This is a genomic window from Novipirellula caenicola (genome assembly GCF_039545035.1).
Classification (GTDB): domain Bacteria; phylum Planctomycetota; class Planctomycetia; order Pirellulales; family Pirellulaceae; genus Novipirellula; species Novipirellula caenicola.
In genome coordinates this window covers 76,156-98,666 of sequence record NZ_BAABRO010000021.1, presented here as the reverse complement: position 1 = coordinate 98,666, position 22,511 = coordinate 76,156, and the positions used below count along the sequence as shown (strand labels likewise).

The 22,511-nt window shown below is 56.3% G+C and carries 16 protein-coding genes; 9 read left to right on the top strand and 7 right to left on the bottom strand.

What is annotated here, in order from left to right:
• Positions 1-656: 656 nt before the first annotated feature.
• The 7 genes from ABEA92_RS26965 to ABEA92_RS26935 form a co-directional block, all read right to left on the bottom strand.
• Positions 657-2,744 (bottom strand): TolC family protein, encoded by a 2,088-nt coding sequence (locus ABEA92_RS26965; RefSeq protein ID WP_425572511.1) that lies wholly within the window; start codon positions 2,742-2,744, stop codon positions 657-659.
• A 699-nt stretch (positions 2,745-3,443) separates the two neighbouring features.
• Positions 3,444-3,974, bottom strand: coding sequence for a DUF6580 family putative transport protein (locus ABEA92_RS26960; protein WP_345688178.1), 531 nt, complete (start codon positions 3,972-3,974; stop codon positions 3,444-3,446).
• Between the two features lie 305 nt (positions 3,975-4,279).
• Positions 4,280-5,326, bottom strand: coding sequence for a hypothetical protein (locus ABEA92_RS26955; RefSeq protein WP_345688176.1), 1,047 nt, complete (start codon positions 5,324-5,326; stop codon positions 4,280-4,282).
• A gap of 347 nt (positions 5,327-5,673) precedes the next feature.
• Positions 5,674-6,771 carry a DUF1559 family PulG-like putative transporter gene (locus tag ABEA92_RS26950; RefSeq protein ID WP_425572510.1) on the bottom strand — a complete coding sequence of 366 codons (1,098 nt, stop codon included), beginning with the start codon at positions 6,769-6,771 and terminating at the stop codon, positions 5,674-5,676.
• 291 nt (positions 6,772-7,062) lie between these two features.
• Positions 7,063-8,505, bottom strand: a complete 1,443-nt coding sequence (locus ABEA92_RS26945; protein ID WP_345688172.1) for a DUF1501 domain-containing protein — start codon at positions 8,503-8,505, stop codon at positions 7,063-7,065.
• A gap of 36 nt (positions 8,506-8,541) precedes the next feature.
• Positions 8,542-11,157: a DUF1553 domain-containing protein gene (locus ABEA92_RS26940; protein ID WP_345688170.1), complete on the bottom strand. Its 2,616-nt coding sequence runs from the start codon at positions 11,155-11,157 to the stop codon at positions 8,542-8,544.
• A 125-nt stretch (positions 11,158-11,282) separates the two neighbouring features.
• Positions 11,283-12,203, bottom strand: coding sequence for a GntR family transcriptional regulator (locus ABEA92_RS26935; RefSeq protein WP_345688168.1), 921 nt, complete (start codon positions 12,201-12,203; stop codon positions 11,283-11,285).
• Positions 12,204-12,360: 157 nt separating this feature from the next.
• On the opposite strand from ABEA92_RS26935, the gene dgoD reads away from it, so the two are divergent.
• The 9 genes from dgoD to ABEA92_RS26890 all read left to right on the top strand — a co-directional run bounded on the left by dgoD (position 12,361) and on the right by ABEA92_RS26890 (position 22,363).
• Entirely contained in the window at positions 12,361-13,539 is a 1,179-nt protein-coding gene (gene dgoD, locus ABEA92_RS26930; protein WP_345688166.1) for a galactonate dehydratase, read from the top strand.
• Positions 13,540-13,541: 2 nt separating this feature from the next.
• Positions 13,542-14,933: a neutral/alkaline non-lysosomal ceramidase N-terminal domain-containing protein gene (locus ABEA92_RS26925; protein ID WP_345688164.1), complete on the top strand. Its 1,392-nt coding sequence runs from the start codon at positions 13,542-13,544 to the stop codon at positions 14,931-14,933.
• Positions 14,917-15,831, top strand: a complete 915-nt coding sequence (locus tag ABEA92_RS26920) for a dihydrodipicolinate synthase family protein (protein ID WP_345688162.1) — start codon at positions 14,917-14,919, stop codon at positions 15,829-15,831. Before ABEA92_RS26925 ends, ABEA92_RS26920 begins: the two co-directional genes overlap by 17 nt.
• A complete protein-coding gene (locus ABEA92_RS26915) occupies positions 15,832-17,112 on the top strand; it encodes an MFS transporter (protein ID WP_345688160.1) in 1,281 nt (426 codons plus the stop codon). It abuts the gene before it with no gap.
• A 452-nt stretch (positions 17,113-17,564) separates the two neighbouring features.
• A complete protein-coding gene (locus tag ABEA92_RS26910) occupies positions 17,565-18,878 on the top strand; it encodes a DUF3472 domain-containing protein (RefSeq protein ID WP_345688158.1) in 1,314 nt (437 codons plus the stop codon).
• A 300-nt stretch (positions 18,879-19,178) separates the two neighbouring features.
• Positions 19,179-19,601 (top strand): hypothetical protein, encoded by a 423-nt coding sequence (locus ABEA92_RS26905; protein WP_345688156.1) that lies wholly within the window; start codon positions 19,179-19,181, stop codon positions 19,599-19,601.
• Between the two features lie 58 nt (positions 19,602-19,659).
• Entirely contained in the window at positions 19,660-20,151 is a 492-nt protein-coding gene (locus ABEA92_RS26900) for a hypothetical protein (protein ID WP_345688154.1), read from the top strand.
• Positions 20,152-20,223: 72 nt separating this feature from the next.
• Complete coding sequence (locus tag ABEA92_RS26895) at positions 20,224-21,330, top strand: CE1 family esterase (protein ID WP_345688152.1); 1,107 nt, start codon at positions 20,224-20,226, stop codon at positions 21,328-21,330.
• A 190-nt stretch (positions 21,331-21,520) separates the two neighbouring features.
• On the top strand, positions 21,521-22,363 hold the full coding sequence (locus ABEA92_RS26890) for a sulfotransferase (protein ID WP_345688150.1): 843 nt from the start codon (positions 21,521-21,523) through the stop codon (positions 22,361-22,363).
• Positions 22,364-22,511 lie beyond the last annotated feature (148 nt).

The window sequence follows — 22,511 nt, the reverse complement described above, 5'->3', positions numbered from 1 at the left end:
ATAATGACACCGCTGTTACGCTCCATCGTGGCGGATTGAAATTGAGACTTCATCCGCTGGAGCGTAACAGTTTTCTCATTTCCCAGCCCTCCCAATCTCCCCAGACTCGTCGCGTTTCACCATCCCACTCGTTGCCTCGTCCACTACGATGATGGTGGCTTCCTCAAGGCCGGAAGCTTGTTATCGGTCCAAAAGTCTTGACGGCTTGTTGAGTTAATATAAATGCAAATCGCAACAGTGAGCCGTGGGCCGTAGGGCACCGGGTAGCGCGGGCCCCGGCCGCTGACGCGTCGCGGCTCAGTAATTCAACAAGCCGTTGACGCCATTCGTTACGAGGATGGCGAAGGGACTCGTTGCCTCGTCCACTACGGTGGTGGTGGCTTCCTCAAGGGCGGAAGCTTGGCATCGGTCCAAAAGTCTTGACGACTTGTTGATGTAATCGAAATCCACATCGCAACAGTGAGCCGTGGGCCGTAAGGCACCGGGTAGCGCGCGGGACCCGGCCGCTGACGCGTCGCGGCTCAGTAATTCAACAAGCCGTTGACGCCATTCGTTACGAGGATGGCGAAGGGTCTCGTTGCCTCGTCCATTACGGCGATGTTCGCTTCCTCAAGGGCGGAAGCCTGTTATCGCGACGAAAGTCTTGACGACTTTCGCTACGACGAGGGGGCGTCCTCAGCCGGCTCTGCGGGTTGCGGTGTTGACTCGAGCATCGTCTCGGTCGCCGGTGCATTCATGAATGGCTGCATTTGAGGGGCCGATGGGTCAAACGCTCCGCTGGTCAGCGGTGCTGGCATGTGCACGTCGCTGGGGTTGCGACGTGGTGTCAAGTGACGTCCAGTTTCGTAAGCGTCTTGGTATGCCCCTGGCGCCCATTGGCCTTCGGAAAGCTGGACTTGGTTGTAAGCCAACAACGATCCCTTTTGCCGGTGAAAATCGCGTATAGCAAGGTTGTAGTTGGTCAACGATGTATAGAACTCGGCCTCACTGGTCACCACTTGCCGTTGGGCTTGCAACAGGAAGTTGATGTTATCGGTTCCGTCGCGGTAACGGCGACGCAGCACATCGACTTGTCGTTGGTCCGCCAGATAGCGGTTGTAGTTGGTTTCCAATAATTGGTGCGTCAACATGATTTGACGAGCCGCATCGGAAAGATCATGGCTGACTCGCAGTTCGGTTTCGGCGAGCAATGCACGTTCACGACGCAAGTTCAAATTAGCATGCGCCACCGCAGCACTGGCCGCTCGCAACCCCACGGGGAAATCCATCTCCAGCCCGGCTTGCCACTCTTGGTAATTGCCGTCAGTGATACTGCCGTACAGGTTATCGAATTGCTCTTTGTCACTGCCGCCAATCAAATGATCACCAAGACCACGGAATCGGTATTGACCAAGAAAATCCAGCCGAGGACGTCGATTCAGACGGGCGGCGGTCAGTTCCATTTCACGCCGTTTCAGATTGAATCGTTGGCGACGCACTTCGACTCGCCGAGTCAGTGCTTGTCCAAGAGCACTTTCCCAATCGAACACAACTCGCACGTCGGTCGGAGTGGTGGTCGGTTTCAGGAGCCGTCCATCGCTGGCGGGCAAACCGATCAAATAGCGCAACTGTTGCTCGCGAGCGTACAATCCATCGGGACCGCCCAGCGCCGCCTCGACTTGAGCACGGAACTGATAGTATTGCGACTGAGCCTGAGCTTCTTCGTCGCTTCGTCCCGCCCCCGCCTCGAGACGGACTTGTTGGTACTGGAACGTTTGCAGCGCCGAGTCACGGCCTTTGACATTGGCTTCGAGTATTCGATAACCGACCGAAAGTTCCCAGTAGGCTTGCTCGACATCGGCAACCAAATTAATCACGGCGGCTTCGAAATCGGCCAATGCCACATCTTCATTGACACGTGCGATCAAGACACCGTTGTAATTGCCGATCGTCGAATTCGGACCCGCAATGCGGTTGAATGTGGTGCCGGCACCCTGCATCAACGGTTGACGATACTCCGCTTCGAGAAAGCCGACAAAGTCGCTGCGGAAAGCACGGTTCGGCCGGTTGCTGTTGTTATAGTTAACGTTGTGACGTAAAGCGAAGCTCGCCCCTTGCGCGGTTTGTTTCGACAACTCGGCGGCGTATGTCGCGTAGTTCTCTTGCAATGCGGACGGGGTGAACTGGGCATTGACCGAACCAGCCAAGATATTCTGAGGCTGATCCGCGTTGCTCCAAAATAGCTGCTGCGAGAATTGTGCGTCAAACGCCGACAACGCCGCTTCGGTCCCAGTCAGCGGATTGGCGTGCGCCAATGCGGGATCAAATGTGGTGGTAGTGCCCTGTGGATTCGGAACCACGGTGCCACCGATCGATCGCAGCACGGGACTTTGTTGAACCGCCAACTGGATCGCTTGCTCCAACGTCAACTCAAGCGTCGGGATCTTGGACGGATCTTCGAGTGCCAAAGGCTCGGTCGCTTGCTTTGCGGCTTCCGACGGCGCCGTTGCACACTGTTGTACTTCGGGGTACTCGATCCGCATCGCATAGTCGTCGTGGTACGATGCTTTGGTATCGTGAGGGCCATCTTTGATTCGATCAAAGACGCTACAGCCGACGTTACTGATCGAGGTGACTCCGACCAACATTGCCAGCAGAGCGGAACGACGGGACCGACGCCACGAGGACTTCAGACGATCACTCGCTCGGCCAATACGTGATGACGGAGCTGGCGTGGCTAATGTTTTGTCTTGGTTGCGTCGCATGACCAGGTTCACTTGAGTACGCCGCACCCTCTTTCGTCACTCGTACAACACAAGCGATCGTGCGAAAGATCATTGGCGGTGCTTGCGTTATCGACCGGATTGTCGAAACAACTGGAATGATCGGGCGACAAATCACGCCTGCAAATCAAGAGAAACCGGCACAGCCCGCAGAGTCGCGGCGGAGTTTAACGGTTGGCGAAGCTGTTGCAGCAACCCCGGAAGAAGGGGATGCGAGGGGTGGACACAAATCCCCATGTTTTCTCGGGGAATTCGGAAATCCGGCCGCAAGCAAAGTGAATCTGCCGATTGCACTGTTTTTGGGGGGCATCGTGAGTTTAGGAGCTCAGCTTTTTTGCGAGCACCGCTCTTATTGCGAGCACCGTTTGCGAGTCATCAATCAAGACTCAAGCAAATCGATTACCGACGTCCGACATTTTGAACCCTCCGCAAGAAAGACGGAAAGCCCCTGTCGCGAGCCAACCGCAAACGAAATCGCCGTTCGTGATCGTCTCGTCTCGCTACGAGCCGAGCGGGCTATCACCCAACCACCACTACTTTGGTAGCGCTCACTCCGCAAGCCGCCCGGTTGCAGCGAAACAAACGTTGAATTTTGACCGGGCGCGGCCCCGCGCCGCTCCGCTATAAAACCTCTCGCTTGCGGCGAAAGTCAATGACGTCTGGCGGTTGCCAGCAACGCGATTAGGCTTTGGCCAGGACCGGCAAGCGGAAACGCGATTGCGAAAGCGCATATGCGGAAAAGATGACCGCCGAGAAGCACAGATCGCCGGCGACAGTGAAGCCGTAGAACGGGATCGCATTGATGTAACAAGCGGTGAAACCGGCTACCGACATCGGATACCAGCCAGCCAAGATCGTACCGAAATTGCTGACGACAAAGAACACGGTCGAAGCCGCCACCGATGCCGCGGGAACCTTCCACAGACGGCTCGTTCCACCTGCGTTACGGAGCATGCGTCCGATTGGCACCGACGCTGCCATCCCCAGGTAAACCATCGCCATCGCCGCCAAGTTGTAGAAACCCAGCCCAGGAATCCCTAACATCTGGCCCATGATGTCACTCAGTGCCATCACTCCGATCGGAACCAAATAGGCTCGGCGTCCCGACATGTAGCTGCCGGCAAACAGCCCCAAAGCGGCGACACAGGCAACATTGGGAGGATGAGGGAGGAAGCGGCTCGCGGCAACGGCCAAAATCATCAGGTAAAACATCGGGCGAGTCCAGGCATTTGGAAAACATGTATTCGTATGCCGCTGTTTTAAACGCTTTGCCGGTAAATCGCCAGAGGGGAAAAGGGAAGGTGGGCAGGAAAGGCAGACTGCCCGTGAGCGACACCGGCACGTCGCAGCGGATCGCTGAATACACAAAAAAAGGCCGGTTTTCAGCGATGCAAATGCAACGCAAAAAACCGGCCTGGTCAGCCATCTGCTAGGGCACCGCCGCCACGGATAACGGCATCCGGTAGCGGGCAATTAGCAACTGGCAGCTTGTCTGGAGAGCCACTGCCGCTGTGCGGCTATGGGAACGCGATGACCGCTCCGGAAACCGCCGCCGCTTCGGCGATCACGGCGCGTCGCTCGTATGGCGGACGCTGGACATACGCGGGAACACAGGAACCGGTGCGGTAGTACCCCATGGTGTAGTCGCATTCACAGGGGTGATCGATCGTCGCGAGGTATGGCAGCATCGGAACGGTGGTAAAGAACCGCATGCCTGCAACCATCGGGGTCAAACATGGGTGTTTCTCGTGACCGTGTCGTTCCAACATACGGTCCTCGAAGTACAACGGATGCGAGAACGTATTGGGGGCGTTCCAAGCTTTGGTGGACCAGCCCCATGATGCATCTCGTTCGATCCCTTGCTCGGGTAGCGGCAGAATCGGCGAGTCCGCACTGCTACGGAATCCTTCAGGAGCCCGACCGTTACCGATGTTTTCGATCGAGGTGCTGGCGGCGGCGATCGGCGGCAATTCCAAGCGGCCGCCGACCACTTCGGGAGTCCGGTAAAAGTCATCGCCATCCAGCAAGCTTGCTGCGTTGGAATCGCGGTTAGGGCGGTTTGCCCCCCCTGCATCCCGGCTCGGACGCTGAGCAATCTGCTCGTATCGATCTTGGCGGTCCGCTTCAACAATGCGGTCAACGTCCAATTCCAGCTGATCCACCTTTTTGATCTGCGTGGGGGCCTTGATTACGGTTGCGGTCATTTGGCGAGCCGGATCGACGTCGCTCGAAACCACGACGCCTTGTGATTTCGGTACCACCTCCGTCGGCTCGCCGAAATAGGACGGCAACGCGCTGTAACGATTCGCCGGCGGGGGTAACGCGACATCGACGTCTTGGTGCTTCTGCGGTTCGGGGGCTGCATCCAAAATGCCGCTGCCAAACACCTCATCGGTCCAGGCGACAAAATCGTCGTTCTCCTGTTGGTCAAAGACGGGGAAACCATCCATTTCCTCGACCTGTTCGGAGACTGGCGAATCAGCCCATGCCGTCGAGCAACTCAACAACATGCCCGACATCAGGCATTTCATAAAAAGGTTTCGCTTTGATTTTTTCGATTTCATCGGCTAGCTCCCTCGGCTGAATCGTGCACGGGCCAGTCCGTTTTGGCCTCGTTCTGAATCCTCCGCGGAAAAAACCGGAGGTCCAGTTGTAAGGATTCGACCTCTGAACCCAAAAAAGCCAGTCGCACCGCGCGCGGTCGGCACAACCGGTACGACTGGCACGAGCCGCAAGACAATGCAACGGCACACGACGAAAGGGGAATTGCTTGTCTCACTCGTTTGAAGCAGCGTCTCGCTGCTAGAAGACGACTGCGTCTGACAAATCGAGTTGCATTCGCCGCAGGCCACAAACGAATCGCGACGATGCAAGCTCGATTCGGTAACCGCCACACGGGACCGCAGCGACTTCAGTGAAATGAGGCTGTTTCTCTACCGGACTTGGTGCCCATCGCACCCCACACCCCATAGGGACTTTCGCCGCTGGTGACTTGGCGTGCATTCAGGTTACCCGTGTCAATCGAATCCGTGACAAAGCGGACCGACCCGTCGAACAACAACGTTTGCACTCCTCCCTGATGCTCGCTCGACGGTGAGAAACTTCCCCAGCTGTCGTTGTTGCCAGCGTAAGCACAGGAATAGGAATTGGGTGGCAGTGTGGTGGTAAAGCGAGTATTGATCACACGACCATCCCCAAACAACAGCCCGCGCCAACAATCCGCGCCTGTCTGGTACTGAAATCGGTTGTTTGGATCTAGCGGTGCGGTCATACACGGCCCCGCCATCGCAGTCGTGCCGTCATACATTCCGTTAAAGCTGGCAACGTCGCCTTTGACGAAGGCTTGATCGCGTGGTGTCCCCGCGACCTCGCTCATTGCCAATGTATTGCTGGTCCCATCAAGTAGGTCGCGAAAGCGTCGCAGATCGTTGCGGTTGCCGTTGGTCATCGGTACGAACATGCTTCGTGAGTTGATGCGGGCAATCGCCATGCCCTCTTCAGAATCACTCTTGGCATTGTGCCACATCGCATCGCCAATGCAGAAGACATACAAGGATTTCGACAGCCCATTGTATTCGGTGCCATCCGCGTTCTGCGCCGAGGGGCACAGGAACGCCGCCTGAGGGCCGGCGTCTAGCAGCGTCTGACTCTGCCAGAACCCCGATCCAGGCGTCGCCACTTTCGCCTCCTGTTCAAACGCTTCATACAAAGCCCCCATTTCGATAAAAGGCAGCAAAAAGATCGAAGCGCCCACGTTTCGTCGAAGGCCGTACGAATAGCCGTAAAAATCAGCGGATCCAGGAGGGAATTGCTCGTAGGCGGAGTGATAGTTTTGCAGCGCCAACCCTAACTGCTTCATGTTGTTGGAACATTGCATCCGTCGCGCGGCTTCGCGTGCCGCCTGTACCGCAGGCAGCAACAGCCCGACCAATACACCAATAATCGCAATCACAACCAACAATTCAACCAAGGTAAACCCTTGATACCTACGTGTCACACTACACTTCATCGCATCACCTTCGATTCAGACCAAGAAACAAGCAAGAATGGATTAAAAGTTGTTTGACCCAATGTATTGACGCCCGACACAACCGCATTTACGGACCTACCTTACCGCGACGGTTCGCCGATTCAGCCAACGCCGTGAAACCTATTCGATCAACAAGGTTTGTTCGTCTTCAGCGCAGCGGAAATCGTGCGTGACTTGCGTGAATCGCTGGACAGGTCGAAACTGTCTCGTACGTTCCGCTACGTTGGTAGCGGTTTCAGCGGTCCTAAAACAAGCAAGTGTGACGCGGAGTTAAGCGATGATGTCCATGATGGGGTGGCCGTGGTCGATTTCCAAACGCTTGCGTCCTGGAAGCTCGAGTTGGCGGGAATCGAGGCCTAGTTGATGCATGATCGTGGCATGGATATCGGTGACGTAGTGACGGTTTTCGACGGCATGGAAGCCGATTTCATCGGTCGCACCATGCACCACGCCGCGTTTTAATCCGCCGCCCGCCATCCAAACGGTGAATCCAAAGATGTGATGGTCGCGTCCGTCGGCACCCTGCGATCCAGGAGTGCGTCCAAACTCGGTGGCAAACACGACAAGCGTCTCATCGAGCAATCCGCGCCGCTGCAAATCTTCCAACAGCCCGCCGATTGGCTGATCCACCGCCAATGCGTTCTTGGTGTGGTTCGCCTTTAATTTGCCGTGCGCGTCCCAGGCACCGGCGCCACCGCCACCATGTTGAATTTGGATGAAGCGTACGCCTCGTTCCACCAACCGTCGCGCCGCTAACAATTGCATCGCGAACTGGTTACAGTGCGGCACCCCAATCCCGTACAACGATTTTGTCTCGGCGGTCTCTTGCGAGAAATCAACCACTTCGGGAACCGACGTCTGCATGCGAAAGGCAAGCTCATATGACGCGATCCGAGCCGCCATCTGCGGATCCTCGGGATATTCGTTGGCGCGTATTCCGTTTAGTTCGTCCAGTAGATCCTTGCCAACCTGACGTGCGCGGTCCGGAAATGCAATTTCGGGCTGGCTAAAGTCGAGCGGGTTCTTGGGATCGATTCGCAGCGGCACCGCATCGTGGGCGGGCCCCAGATAGTGACCGTCACGGCTGTTCCAGTACTCGCGTTTGCCGATCGAAATGAACTGTGGCAAATTGTCGTTGAGCGAACCGAGTCCATAGTGCACCCACGCGCCGAGCGTCGGAAAGTCGCCATCGTTGCGATGACGACCGGAGTGGAATTGCGTTTGAGCCCCATGGTTGCTGTCGGTCGTGTACATCGATCGCACGATCGCCAATTTGTCGACTTGGCCGGCGACATGCGGAAACCAATCACTGACTTCGATCCCGGATTCTCCGTGCTTTTTAAAGCCAATCTGCAGCGGATACAACTCGTTGCGTTGATTGCCGTTGCCATCCGGAGCGACCAAACGTTCGAGCGCCAGCTTTGCAGGATCTTGTGCCTCAGCGAACGGAGTCTCTGCGATCGTTTTACCGCCGTATTTATTCAGCATCGGCTTGGGATCAAAACTTTCCATCTGGCTGACGCCGCCATTCATGAACAGCCAGATCACGTTTTTGGCCTTCGCCGGAAAGTGCGGCTGCCCCGTCGGTGGTGCCCAACGCACCGCTTCGCCGCGGATGTCACGTTGCAGCAACGATGCCAAGGCGACTGCGGAGAGTCCTTTGCCCATGTCCGACAAGAAACGGCGACGTGAGGGAACGAGGGGGTTAATCATGCGGTTACCTTTATCCATATCGCTAATCGGTTTGCTCTAGCGGACGGTCACGAAATCGTTGTGATTGATCAAAACCCAAACGAAATGCGCACGTGCGCGTGCCGGCGAACTTTCGGGTTGGCGCTCCCAATCCGACAACGCCTTCAGGCTAGCGGCAATCTCGGCATCGCTTGCATCGATCGCCAGCAGCGTTTTGAAACTGCGGATGACAAAGTCACGCGGTGTTTCGTCCGCGACAAACAAACGCTCGGCGATTTGCCCGGAGGAATGGAGCACCAGTTTGCTGTTGGTTAACGCGAGCGCTTGCTGAGGCACGATGCTCTGCTCGCGGCGGTAGCAATCGGTCACCAACGCCTCGTCAAACATCGTCAAAAACAGATCACGCTCGTTGTTCGAGTGAAAAAAGTACAAGCTACGGCGTTTCGATTCAGGCTGTTTCGCTGGCGGGACCGGAGGGCCGCCCATCGTTGGATCAAGCGTCCCGGCCAACGACAACACGGCGTCACGAACCACTTGGGATTCCAAACGAATTGGAACCCGCCGCCACCAAAATTGATTGTCGGGATCGATCGCTAGATTGGATTCACCACCGGCATTCGAGGAACTCATTCGATAGACCGCCGAGTTCACCATCAAACGATGCAAGTGTTTCATGCTGTAACCACTGTCGATCAGCTCGGCGGCGAGCCAATCCAACAGCTCCGTGTTACTTGGCGCGACTCCGTTTCGCCCAAAGTCGAACACCGATGCAACCAGCGGTTGACCAAAATGACGCGTCCATAGGTGGTTCACTGCGACGCGTGCGGTCAATGGATTATTGCGATCGGTAATCCAGCGAGCCAGTGCGGTGCGGCGGCCGCTGCTTTGTGATGGAAACTCGACCGCGGGATCGTCCTTTCCCGTACTCAGAAATCGTGTCGCCGACCACTGGGCGCCAACCAGTGGTGTAAAGGAATCGTCCGGGAGAATCGCGGCGGCAAGTGTTTTTTCGGCCTTGTCAAAATTCCCCTGAGCCTTCGCCAGTTCTTTTTCAATTGCTTCACGTTTATCCTCATCCGCCTCCGCGAGTCGCTTCTGCACGTCAATCAAAGAACGCTCGGCCTGCAGAAGCGAGACGTTACGTTCCGCCCGAATCGCCTCCGCTTTCGTTTCCAAAACGACAGCTTCGTCCGCAGATTCATTCCACTCTGCTTGCATCGCTGCATAGCGTCGTGACACGCTTTCATGCTCTGCGTCGGCGATTTTGACGTCCATGCGAGCGAGCTTTAGAGCGAATTCCGCAGCAGTGTCGTCCTGCCCCGCCTTTTGCTTCGCAGCTTCTGCCTGCTTCAGCTTCGTTTGGGCGTTCTTTCGTTTTGCCGTGGCGGCTGACAAATGGTTTTCGAGCACCCAATCACGTCGTTCTGGTTGCCAGGCTTCGGCCGGCAATGCGATGGGTTGAATGTCCAGCGGGTTGTCGCCGGCGGACTGAAAATTCAGAAACTCAGGCACGCCGGGCTCGATCACCTTCGACTTGTCCGGATCTCCCTCTTCACCGCGAATCAGCCGGTACGTCGGCGTATCCAACAACGCGTCGAATGCGCGCGGCAGCCCGTCCTTTGTTAGGTTGGCTTCGCCTGGCAACATGTCCATTCGCACTTGATACGGTTCGAAGAACGCCCGCATCTTGTAAAAGTCCGTATGCTCGATCGGATCAAATTTGTGGTCGTGGCATTTTGCACAGTCAAACGTCAATCCCAGGAATGCTTTGCCAACATGCTCGACCGTTTCGTCCATCCACTGGTTGCGATTGAACAAGAAAAAGTTTCTTGCCAGATAGCCCGTCGCCACCACCGCGTCGGTGTCAGTCGGATGCAACTCGTCGCCAGCCAACATCAACCGCACCATCTCGTCATAACCTCGGTCGGCGTTTAACGAATCGACGATCCAATCACGCCAATGCCAGAGGTGACGTTGGCTGTTTCGCAGCTGAGCATTCAGCCCCCACCAATCACTGTATCGCCAAATGTCCATCCAGTGCCGAGCCCAACGCTCGCCGTGACGCGGGTCGTCCAGCAATCGTTCGACAAGTTTCTCGTACCAGTCCATTGCCGAGTCTTGTTCCGCCGCAACCATCTCATCGCTCGACGGTGGAACACCAATCAGATCAAGATACAGTCGACGCACCAAGATTGCTCGCGGCGCATCCGGCTGCGGAGCCAGTCCTTTTTCTTGATGAGCGTTTGCGATAAACGAATCGAGCGGGGTGCGAACCCACGATTTGTTTTCGACCGCTGGAACAACCGGACGTGTGATCGGTTGAAAGGACCAATGGTCTTCCGGATCGGTCTCGGGTTGTTCATCCTCGGGTGCCGGTGCCCCAGCGGCGATCCAAGCAGAGAGCAGCTCGATTTCCGCCTCGGATAACGGTTCGCCCTCGTGCTCGGGAGGCATTCGGTCCTCGAGCGATGTCTCGCTGACACGATCGACCAAGACGCTGTCGGACACGTCGCCGCGAGCCACCACCCCTCCGTCGATCATCAATTCGACCGTGTCTAGACGCAGACCGCCTTCCTGTTTGAGTGCTCCATGACACGAAAAACATCGAGTCTTGAATAGCGGTTTAATTTTTGTTTGGTAGTCGTCCAGTGAACCGGCGGCCGACGACGACACGAATACGAAGAGGCAACCGATGGCGGCAAACAGCGCTGCAATGCGTCTAGAAACACTTGCCCCGAAGTGACGAGGGTGCCCATTTGACCTGGGGAAATGTGACCTGGAGTTGATGCCGCTCCCTATCATGCCTGCTCTCCTGGGATTGCCGATGGCTCGCGATTGGCCTCCATCGCTCGGGCGATCTGGCTGAGCACCGGGTGATGATCGCGGATATGACGAGACAATTCGGTTCTCGCTCGCGACCAATCATGGTCCAACAGTGCGTTTAAAATCTCACGATGCTGGCGAGCGGTTTCAAGTGCGGTCGATCGATCGCGGTCCTCCCACTCGAATAGCAATCGATAGTAACGCCCCTGACGCTCGAAGAACTCTTGTATATAGACGTTTTGCGAGGTTTCAATCAGATACGAGTGCAACGTTTCGTCGATCCGTGGCAAGGCATCCGGTGACGAGGTTTGCGTGTTGGCTTCCAGTAATTGCTGCAACACGTTGTCGTCGAGTCGCGAGCGAGACAATTCGAGCGCCTTCAACTCCAACACCTCGCGAACATCGATAAACGCCTCGAGATCGCTTTGCCGAAACGGTCGCAGTTGCCAGCCGTGACGCGGGATGTGATTGAGCATCCCTTCGCCGGCAAGTCGGTGTAGGATCTGGCGAATGGCGGATCGGCTGACACCATACTTTTCTGCCGTCGCTTCCTCGCGAAGGTAAATCGGTTCCCCTTGCAAGCTCAATTGCACCAAATCGCCCACAATCCCTTCGTACGGATCTTGCGGTGGCTGGGGTAACGCATCGCCCGCATCGGCTAAGTCAACGACATCGACTGTTTCGGCGCGGGGCAACTTAACGGGCGTTAACCGCCGATTGGCCCCTTTTTTAAGCAATCCTTCCTCGACCAATTCGGCGATCGCGTGACGGACCGGCGTGAAGCTGACGTCGTAATGATGCGCAAGCGCGTCGAGCGTCAACGTCGTCGGCAACGCACGCCCCGAGCGAAGCCGCGCGGCTAAATCGTTTTTGATATAGGTCGAAATGCTGCTCATGAACATCAACATACTTGTCTTTGTAGACAAAGACAAGTAACATTGTCGACAAAAGCAAAAGAGGCTTTCTCTCGCGAGCTGGATCGTCATCGACGCCACTCGGGCAACCAACCAGCATGCGACCGAACGAACCCATTACACCAGCCGCGAATTACGCATGAAAATCACTGCCATTGAAGCCATCGTTTGTCATGCGAGGATGCGAAATTGGGTATTTGTGAAGGTGGTCACCGACCAGCCGGGATTGTTTGGTTGGGGCGAAGCGACGCTCGAGTGGCACACGCGAAGCATCGTCGGGGCGATCGAGGATTTGGCTCAATTGATCGTGGGCGAGGATCCCAGTCGGGTCGAATACCTTTGGCAGATGATGTGGCGGCAACATTTTTGGCATGGCAGCGGCGTGGTGCGTTCGACTGCGATCGCCGGAATCGATTTGGCGCTGTGGGATATTGTTGGCAAAATCCACAACGTACCGGTGCACAAGCTATGGGGCGGCCCTGTACGTGATCACGTACGGCTGTATTGTCATCTAGGCGGTGGCAATCTCGATCACTTTTACAACACACCGGTCGACAACGCCAAACAGTTCGCCGACTTGGCCTCGCAAGCGGTTGCCGATGGGTTCACGGCGTTCAAGTCGATGGCGGTCCCGCCAACGATGCCGGTCGAAGGACTACAGTCGATTCACGCGGCCACGGCCTGTGTCGCGGCGATGCGAGAGGCGGTCGGCGACGAAATCGACATCATGGTCGATTGCCATGCACGCCCATCACCCGCGATGGGGATGCAGTTCGCCAAGGCACTCGATCCCTATGGACTCTATTTTCTCGAAGAGCCATGTTGGCCTGAAAACCTTGACAGCCTTGCTGCGATTAACGCCGCCGTGACCACGCCCATTGCGACGGGCGAGCGGTTGACACATCTCGCTGCGTTTCGCGATCTGTTCGCCATTCGCGGTTGCGAGATCTGCCAACTTGACCTGACGCACTGTGGTGGATTTAGCGAAGCACGTCGTATCGCCGCCCTCGCCGAGGCTCACCGCATCGCACTGGCACCGCACAATCCGCAAGGCCCGGTAAGCACGGCGGCATCGATCGAATTTGGATTCTCGCAGCCGTCTTACATCATCTGCGAATCGGTTCACCAGGACGTTCCTTGGCGAAACGACGTGGTCGAAGAAGGATTCACGGTCGATCCCGCGACACGCACGGTGACGCCCAATACTCGGCCAGGACTGGGCATTTCGATCAACGAGGACGAAGTACGCAAGCATCCGTTTGAGCAAGAGGTTGCACAGCGAGTGTTTTACCGAGACGGCGCGGTGGGAGACTGGTAAGCATGAACACGAAACAACCTCGTCCATTTCAGCACGCTTCGTTTCAAGGACGGATGGGAATCGCGCGTGTCGACATCACGCCGCCCGTGGGTGTCTATTCACGCAACTGGGGTGCCGCGAAACACGATGTCGCCGATTCGATCCATCGCCCACTTTTGCTTACTGTTTTAGCATTGGCATCATCCGCGGACGCAGCCCCCGTTGTCCTGATCGATTCCGATCTTGGTTGGTGGAAGACCCCGGCAACCTATGACGAATTCCAGCAGCGTCTGCACACGGAACTTTCGCTCGAACCGGGGCATTTGATCTTCGCACTGACGCATACGCACGCCGGACCGCCGCTGATGCAGCCCGACCGTTCGTTGCCTGGTAGCGAGCTGTTGCAGCAGTGGATGGCATCGCTTGTCCAGCGGACGGTCGATGCGGTACGTCAAGCTTGTCAATCGATGTTTTCGGCAACCTTGGATTGGCACACCGGAACATGCTCATTGGCGACCGTACGTGATCTGCCTGACCCGACTCCTGATCAAGCACGCTATTTGTGTGGTTACGATCCAAGCGGGGATCCCGACAATACGCTGGTACTGGGCCGGATCACCGACGAACACGGCACGCTGCGGGGCACGCTGGTCAACTACGCCTGCCATCCAACGACGTTGGCTGCCGAGAACACCGCGATCTCACCCGACTATGTCGGCGCGATGCGTGAAACAATGGAAAACGCCACCGCGGCTCCGGCCATGTTTTTATTGGGGATGTGTGGCGATCTGGCCCCGCGTTATCAATACGTCGGCGATCCCGCGGTCGCCGATCGACACGGGCGACAACTTGGTTTTGCAGCCTTGGCGACGCTCCATGACATGGAACCCGCCGGCACCTCGCTCGTTTACTCCGGCGCACTCGAATCGGGAGCTCCGCTGGCGGTTTGGAATCATCAAACCGCCGGTGCGTCCAGCGAGTTGACGGCGATGCGCAGTACGGTGGCGTTGCCGCTGAAAGATTGGCCTTCGGCCGACGAGCTCGAACGCCAACGTTTGGCATGTACCGACCGCGCCCTTGAAGAACGACTGAGACGTCGACGCGACATTCGTCTTGGCATCGGCGACGGCCAAACTTTCGAGCTTCCCATCTTTGCCTGGCGAATCGGTGATGCGGTGTTGGTGGGCAGTTGTTGTGAACCCTATTCCATTTTGCAGCTAGAACTTCGCCGACGCTTCAAGGATCACACCTTGATCTGTATGAATCTGATCAACGGATCGATTGGTTATCTTCCGCCCACCGAACTTTATGACCGCGATGTGTATCCGGTTTGGCAAACCCCGTTTGATCGCGGATGCCTTGAAGCGACCCTCGAAGCCATGACGGGAGTGATCAAAGATGTGCTCAGCCGCTAAACCGCTGCACGGGGTGTTGCCGGTGCTGCAAACCCCGTTTACCGACGCCGGCGAAATCGACGAACGGACGCTACAGCGTGAAATCGATTGGGCGTTTGAAACCGGTGCCGACGGCGTCGTCGTCGCGATGGTCAGCGAGGTGCTGCGACTGGGTTATCGCGGTCGATTGCGACTGGCGGAATTGGTATGCGAAACTGCCAAGGACCGAGGTTCAACGGTCATCAGCGTGGGCGCCGAGAGCACCGCCGAGGCGATCGAGTTTGCCAGACATGCCGAAGCGATCGGAGCGAGCGCCGTGATGGCAATCCCACCGGTGGCAACCAATTTAAGTGCAGACGCGACTCGTGATTACTTTTCTGCGATTGCAGGCAGCATCTCGATTCCGTTGGTGGTCCAAGATGCATCGGGTTACGTTGGGGCTGCGATCGACCTCGGCGTCTACCTGGATCTGCTGGAGCAATTCGGCAGCGAGCGAATCTTGTTCAAACCCGAAGCCAGTCCGCTGGGGCCGAATTTATCCAAGCTGCGGGATGCGACGGACGGCCAAGCCCGGATCTTCGAAGGTTCTGGTGGCATCAACTTGGTCGATTGTTATCGTCGCGGGATTGCCGGGACGATGCCTGGCACCGATCTACTGGACGGTGTCGTTGCGCTTTGGCGGGCGTTGAGCGAGGGTGATGAGGATCGAATTTATCAATTATCGCTGCCGCTCTCTGCAATCGTCGCTCTGCAGTTGCAAGCGGGACTCGATGGATTTCTTGCGATTGAAAAATACCTGCTCAAGAAACGCGGGATCTTCACCAACACGATTCAGATCCCACCCACGGCGTGGCAGATCGACGAAGAGACCAGAGCCGAAGTCGATCGTTTGTTCAAACGGCTGCAGGCGGCATTGTAGATGGAAGTGGCCCCCAGCTCGATCCGTTACCGAACATTGACGTGGCTGACGATCGCCGCGGCGCTTGCGTACCTATGTCGCAATGCCGTGAGTGTCGCTGAGAGCACGGTTCGCGAAGACCTCGGGTTCACGCTCGAGCAATCGGGTTGGTTCATGGGAGCGTTCTTTTGGACCTATTCGCTGTTTCAAATCCCAAGCGGCTGGTTCGCGGAGCGGTGGGGAACACGAATCACGCTCAGTCTGTTTGCGTTCGCATGGTCGCTGGCAACGTTTGGAATTGGCGTTGCACCGGGGTTTGGGTTGCTCATCATCGCCCAGCTTGTGATGGGGATGGCCCAGGCAGGAATTTTTCCGGCATCGTGCAATTCCGTCGGTCATTGGATGCCGCTGGGCCAGCGTTCGCTGAGCTGTGGGATCCTGGCGGCCGGCATGCAGGTGGGGGCGATTGTCGCTAGCGGATTGACGGGGGTGTTGATCGCGCCGTGGGGATGGCGATGGGTGTTTGTCGGCTTTGCCGTTCCGGGCATTTTCTGGTCACTCGGTTTCTACTTGCGATTCCGCAACGATCCGAGCCAAGATGATCGCGTCAACGAAGCCGAACTCGCTTTGATTCATGCAGCGCGCTCGCCCGTAGACGCAGCGACCGCGGACGAGCCAGTCAACGAATTCCGCGAGCTGCTCGCGATCGCTCGATCGTCCGTGATGTTTTGGTTGTGTGGGCAGCAAATCTGTCGCGGGTCGGGATACATGTTCTTTGCCAGTTGGTTTCCCACGTTTCTACAAGAGACACGGGGTGTTTCGGTTGCCGAGTCGGGGTATCTGCAGGGTTTGGTGTTGGCCGGAACGTTGACGGGAAGCATTTTTGGCGGCACGTTGGTCGATTGGATCTGGCGTCGCACGGGCAGTTTGCGACTGAGCCGTAGCGGCGTCGGAGCGTCGTTCCTGGCGGCGTGTGCGGTGTTGATTTTGGCAGCATGGTTTGTGCAGAACGCAATGTTGGCGGTCATGTTTTTGTCGCTCGGTTCGTTCTTGGCGGCACTAGCCGGCCCCTGTGCCTTTGCCGCGACGATCGACATCGGCGGCCCTCGCGTCCCGCAAGTCTTTGGGTTGATGAACATGGTGGGTAACCTCGCTGCGGCCGCCTGCCCAATCTTGGTGGGTTACTTGTTCCAGTGGACTTCGAACTGGAATTTGGTGCTGCTGATGTTTGCGGGGGTTTACCTCGTTGGTGCCATTTGCTGGGTGTTCGTCAATCCAGAAAAGCAAATTGACGGCGTCTAAATTTCATCTTCTTAAACGCCATACCCACATGTGCGTTCCCAGAGCATGCTGCGAATACCCAGCAACCGCGGCGATCCTTCTGTGATGCGACAACCCTATTCGCAGTCACCGAGGGGAACGATGATCCCCGGCGGTGGAAGTCTATCGACCTTCAGCGGCCTTATAGCGAAACGGCGGCAGATTACAAACCATTCGCGACTTTCGCAATCGAAACACGTTGTCCTGGGGTCCACCGAGCACCAAAACGCCACGGTTCATGCTAAAACGTAGCGCAGGGAGCGGCGAAAAATCCAACACTTGCGTCCGAAGGGGCTGAACCTCACCAGCCTGCTCCCACGGGTTCAAGTCGTCGCTACTTTCGCGTTGAACGCGATCCACCGTCGGACGGCGGCGGCCACTTTGAAAATCAACAGTGCTTTCGCTCAAATAAACACAGGTGTCTCAAAACTTTCATGGCAACGTTTCATCCTACTGCATCGACCAAGTTTTTTCTGGCAACATTGTTTGTGATGCCACTGATGGCAGCGTCCGCATTGGCGGGCGAATGGTCCGTGCCGCTGGCGGGAAATACCTTTCGCAGTTCGCCGTCGCCGGGCGGCAGGTACTTGGGACGCGATGGAACGCTTCGGATTCGTGAAGCGGATGCAGTCTACAAAGTTTACTTTCACGTCGATCGCGCAGCCAACCTTGCCCTTGGCATCAGCGGCCGCGCGGTGCACGGGGAAGCAAAACTTGAAACCCAGGTCGACGCCACATCATGGACAACCGAGCTGCAAGATGAACCGAGTCGCGTTTACCCGCTTGGTGAGATCAAGGTCGACGGGCCTGGCTATGTCGAGGTCCAACTAACGCGTTCGCACGACAATGGTTCTGCGAGCGTGGAGCTGAGTGAATTGCGAGTCAGCAGCAATGATCAGGACTTAACGCTCGACTTCGTCAAAACCAACGACGGCAACATGTTCTACTGGGGTCGCCGCGGCCCCTCGGTGCACCTGAGTTATCGATTGCCAAAGGAAGTTGATTTGACGTACGCGTACAGTGAGATCACGGTGCCAGAAGGGCAAGACCCGATTGGTACCTATTTCATGGCCAACGGATTTGGTGAAGGCTACTTTGGTTTCCAGGTCAACAGCGAAACGCAGCGCCGCGTCCTGTTCTCGGTTTGGAGTCCATTTCGCACCGACAATCCTAAAGAGATTCCGGAATCCGATCGTGTGCTGACCACGGCGAAGGGCGAAGGGGTCAGCGCACAAGATTTTGGCAATGAAGGTTCCGGCGGGCAAAGCTTTTTGGTTTACCCGTGGACTGCCGGAGTGACGTACCGCTTTTTGACCGAAGTCAAACCCGATGGCAATGGCAACACGCAGTACACGTCATGGTTCGGGGACAAGAGCAAGAACGAGTGGCGACTGATCGCCAGTTTTCGGCGTCCCAAAACCGACAAGCATCTGACGGGCTTCCATTCGTTCTTGGAAAATTTTTCGCCTGAGACGGGCCATATCCAGCGGATGGCAAACTATGCGAATCAATGGGTTCAGGATGTCGATGGGGTGTGGCATGAGATCACGCGAGCGAAATTCACCGGTGACAATACCGCACGAGGCCGTCATCGGCTCGATTTCGCCGGCGGCAGCGAACAGGACCGTTTCTTTCTGCAAAATTGCGGCTTCTTCGATGCGACCGTGAAGTTGGACCAAATCTTTGAGCGAGCTTCGACGGCCAGCGAACAACCGAAGATCGATTTCAGCTCCCTTCCCCGAGGCTAGAAGGACAACGGTTCCTACCCTATTGTGACCTGGGTGGCAGTCTGCTTTTTCGTCGTAGAAAGCGGTGCCATCTGGCAACACGCTCGGTCGCGTGAGTGGGGTGAATCTCTCGACGATGCCGACCTCGTCGCGGTCAAGGTTCGCGTCCAAACGCACGGTTCTCAGCTTTGGTACAATGCTTTTGGTAGTACAAGGCGTTTGGTTGATTGCGTCGATTGACGTCACGCCGTCATTCGGTTGACGGTGGGGGTTTCGTCATCGACGAACCTCGAAAACCACTCGATGCGATTGAGGCGGCGAATGAAATACCGAATTGTCTGGCTGCTGCTTCTGCTGTTACTGGTGTTCGGTATCTACGCCGTGACGCGCTATGCCTTGAATCAACCCGCGGATCAGCGAGGCTATGATGCGATCGACTGCGTCGTCCTGCACGGCAGTGTCCAGCACGACGGCCCCGTTTCGCCGGTTCGTCCAACCGATGTTACCGGTGTGTACTTGTTCGAAGGGCACGCGAATCACACGATGATCCAACTGCTCCGCTACCTGCCTAATCTACGCAGCATCACGGTTGGACCGGACTTCAGTGGTATCGCAGCCGGCACGCCCGCCAATCAGCTTCCCAAGCCATCCGCAGTGGCAGAGGCTGACGTCAAAAAAATTCAAGAAGCGTTCCCTGACCTCAGTGTCCAAGTCGCCCACTTTTCATCCCCGGATGACAAATAATCATCGCACGTCAGGTGCATTGTCTTGTCGTCCTTAAAACAACCCATTGGTGACAAACATGTTCAAAACGTTAATGCCTTGCACTTTGCTGGCCACCCTTCTGCTTTCCGCGTCGCCGCTGTTTGCCGCAGACAAGCTCAGCGACATCCTTCGCAAACACCAATGGGAAGGAATGATTGGCACGTGGGTCGATGCCGAGACAAACGGGGAAACGTCCACAGCCACCTACGCATGGAAGATCAAAGATCGAGTCATCGAGATCACAACCAAGGGAAACGAAATGGAGACCGTTGCTTTGATGGGAGTGAATGCCAAGACCCATGAGGTGTTTCACATGGGAGCCGACAGCACGGGCGGTTCCTCACTTGGCAAATGGGAGGTCGACAAGAATGGCGATGCCGTGCTGGGATTGTTGTTTACGGGCGCCGATGGTGAACAGGGCGGACTGAGTATCCGGCATCACCGCGAGGACGAGGACACGATCATCGTGACGATCGAGCTGCCCGAACCGATGCAGTACAAAATGATCCGGGTAAAGCCAAAGTCATAGCAAACTCAGAGAAGCGTCGCGCATTTCAATCTAAAACTGCCCATTTCGTTCCACCTCGAGACAGCAAGTTTGATGAGTACGCCGAAGATCAAACGAATCACCGTTTGCGTTGCGACTGCAATCCTGATATTTGCGATTACGGGGTTGGCGTATTCACAATGGCAGCGGCCGGTCCCAACGGGACAGAAAGTCCGTTTGACTCATGGTGGACAAGCACGACAGTACCGAATTTACGCTCCCGACAACTACGACGCCGGAACCAAGACACCGCTTGTCGTTTGTTTGCATGGAGGCGGCGGCAGCGACGATCAGATCTCGGCAATGGGGATGACGGAACTCGCCAACGAGAAAGGGTTCATTGTTGTATACCCCAACGCGATCAATCAACATTGGAACGACGGACGTGAATCCGAATTGTATGTCGATCACGATAACACTATCGATGATGTTTCGTTTGTGATGACGGTGATTGATCGAGTCAAAGAGGAATACACCATTGATTCAGACCGCATCTTTTCGATGGGGATATCCAACGGTGGATTTTTGACCCAGCGACTTGCGATCGAGCATTCGGAAACGTTTTCGGCGGTCGCGATCGGCATCGCGACGATGGCTGAACCACTGAAAGAAAACTTCGCGCCGGCCCATCCCGTGTCGGTACTGTATCTAAACGGAACGATGGACCCAATCGTTCCCTACGATGGTGGCGAAGTCATGATCAACCTTTTCCCTAAACTTGCACAATTAAGCTCCAAACCCAAAAAGAGTCGTGGTCATTGTTTGTCGACCGACGACGCGATCGGGCTGTGGTTGAAAAAGAACGGGATCCCAGATCAGCCTGCGGTAACCGAACTTGAGGACAAGGATCCGGCCGACGGTTGCACCGTCGAGAAATCACTTTGGACCGGCGGGAAACGCAAGACGAGCGTCGCTCTCTACCGAGTCGTCGGCGGAGGCCACACGCTGCCCGGGCGTGATATCCGGATGCCAGAGAGGATCGTGGGTAAAACCAATTCGGATATCGATGGTCTCGAAGTGATCTGGGACTTCTTTGCAAACCACGCTCGCACGGCTGGTGCCCCCACGTCCTCTGCCCCTGTTAACGCCCCCGCCGCGGCACCCACCACCGACGATGCCGAACCATCAAACGCGAATGACGCTGACACGTCTCGGAAGTAACCCGGTTCCCTACGACTTCATCGTGACACCAGCAGCAGTGAATTGACAAGTTGGATCACCTCGGTGGCCACGAATCGGCAACCGAGTATGATACCGACATCCAAGCGAAGTCGACGGCAATCCTAGCTGCACACCTCGAAAGCAAACCCGATGGGGGGTGATGCTTTCTGATTTTCTCTCCCCATTGGCAATGCGTCCAAGCAAAGTAATGGCGTTTTTTCAATTCAAACGGAACGAAGCGATTTTCAGTGAGCATCCGTTTCTTGATTCTCCCCTCATCCTCGCCAGTGGGGTTGGCCGCTCGGGGACGACCGTTTTACGGCATTGCCTAGCCGCACATCCCAAGGTGGCAAGCTATAACCACGAGTGCAACTACATTCACCATCTGATGCGTGCCGCGAATCTGCATATGGAGGAGGTCGGCGACTCGGTGCCGGTGGGACGTCGTGAATTCTGGCGTATGCATCGCCGTACCTTACTTGATCTCTACTGGCCAACAGCGAATTGGCGTACTCCCGAAGAATACTCCGCCATCTCAACCTACTCGATGCTTGATCCACGGTCGGCGATTGGATTGAAGGAAGCGTTTCCTCGACTCGCGATCTGTTACATCATCCGCAACGGAATCGAGGTGATTTCGTCCTACCAATCATTTCGCGGATTCAAGGAGATGACGTTCGAGGACGTCTGCAAGCTATGGGCACTTCGCCAGGATATGTTGCAGTACCAATCATCGCGGCCGCACATCTTTCTCTGTCGCTACGAATGGCTGATCCGGGACACGCCGAAGTTCAAACAGACTCTCGAGTCCGCATTTCAATCGATCGGCCTTGAATTCAACCAGGCATGTCTCGCCCCGCTGTCCAAGCGATTTCACCCGACACGATTTGCCGGAGAAAGTCGTCATGCAGCGAAAGATCCCAAGCAACGAAGCCAACGTTGGAAACTCTGGAGCGACGAGCAACGCGAAACGTTTGTAAGAATTTGTGGCGAAGCGATGACGCATCACCAATACGAAATCCCCTGGCTTTAGACGCTGTCGTTGCCTGCCTTGTTCCGTCCTATTGCACCGGAGGGCTTCATCAAGCATCCAACATTCGGCGCCGTAGCGAAAGCCTCGGATGACTTTCGCTACGGCCAAATGTGGAAATCACAACGTTGACGAAACGCGGCGAAACCGA

Coding starts and splice junctions, on each gene's coding strand:
- ABEA92_RS26965 (WP_425572511.1), bottom strand. CDS start 2,744: ATGCGACGCAACCAAGACAAAACATTAGCCACGCCAGCTCCGTCATCA.
- ABEA92_RS26960 (WP_345688178.1), bottom strand. CDS start 3,974: ATGTTTTACCTGATGATTTTGGCCGTTGCCGCGAGCCGCTTCCTCCCT.
- ABEA92_RS26955 (WP_345688176.1), bottom strand. CDS start 5,326: ATGAAATCGAAAAAATCAAAGCGAAACCTTTTTATGAAATGCCTGATG.
- ABEA92_RS26950 (WP_425572510.1), bottom strand. CDS start 6,771: ATGAAGTGTAGTGTGACACGTAGGTATCAAGGGTTTACCTTGGTTGAA.
- ABEA92_RS26945 (WP_345688172.1), bottom strand. CDS start 8,505: ATGATTAACCCCCTCGTTCCCTCACGTCGCCGTTTCTTGTCGGACATG.
- ABEA92_RS26935 (WP_345688168.1), bottom strand. CDS start 12,203: ATGAGCAGCATTTCGACCTATATCAAAAACGATTTAGCCGCGCGGCTT.
- dgoD (WP_345688166.1), top strand. CDS start 12,361: ATGAAAATCACTGCCATTGAAGCCATCGTTTGTCATGCGAGGATGCGA.
- ABEA92_RS26925 (WP_345688164.1), top strand. CDS start 13,542: ATGAACACGAAACAACCTCGTCCATTTCAGCACGCTTCGTTTCAAGGA.
- ABEA92_RS26920 (WP_345688162.1), top strand. CDS start 14,917: ATGTGCTCAGCCGCTAAACCGCTGCACGGGGTGTTGCCGGTGCTGCAA.
- ABEA92_RS26915 (WP_345688160.1), top strand. CDS start 15,832: ATGGAAGTGGCCCCCAGCTCGATCCGTTACCGAACATTGACGTGGCTG.
- ABEA92_RS26910 (WP_345688158.1), top strand. CDS start 17,565: ATGGCAACGTTTCATCCTACTGCATCGACCAAGTTTTTTCTGGCAACA.
- ABEA92_RS26905 (WP_345688156.1), top strand. CDS start 19,179: ATGAAATACCGAATTGTCTGGCTGCTGCTTCTGCTGTTACTGGTGTTC.
- ABEA92_RS26900 (WP_345688154.1), top strand. CDS start 19,660: ATGTTCAAAACGTTAATGCCTTGCACTTTGCTGGCCACCCTTCTGCTT.
- ABEA92_RS26895 (WP_345688152.1), top strand. CDS start 20,224: ATGAGTACGCCGAAGATCAAACGAATCACCGTTTGCGTTGCGACTGCA.
- ABEA92_RS26890 (WP_345688150.1), top strand. CDS start 21,521: ATGCGTCCAAGCAAAGTAATGGCGTTTTTTCAATTCAAACGGAACGAA.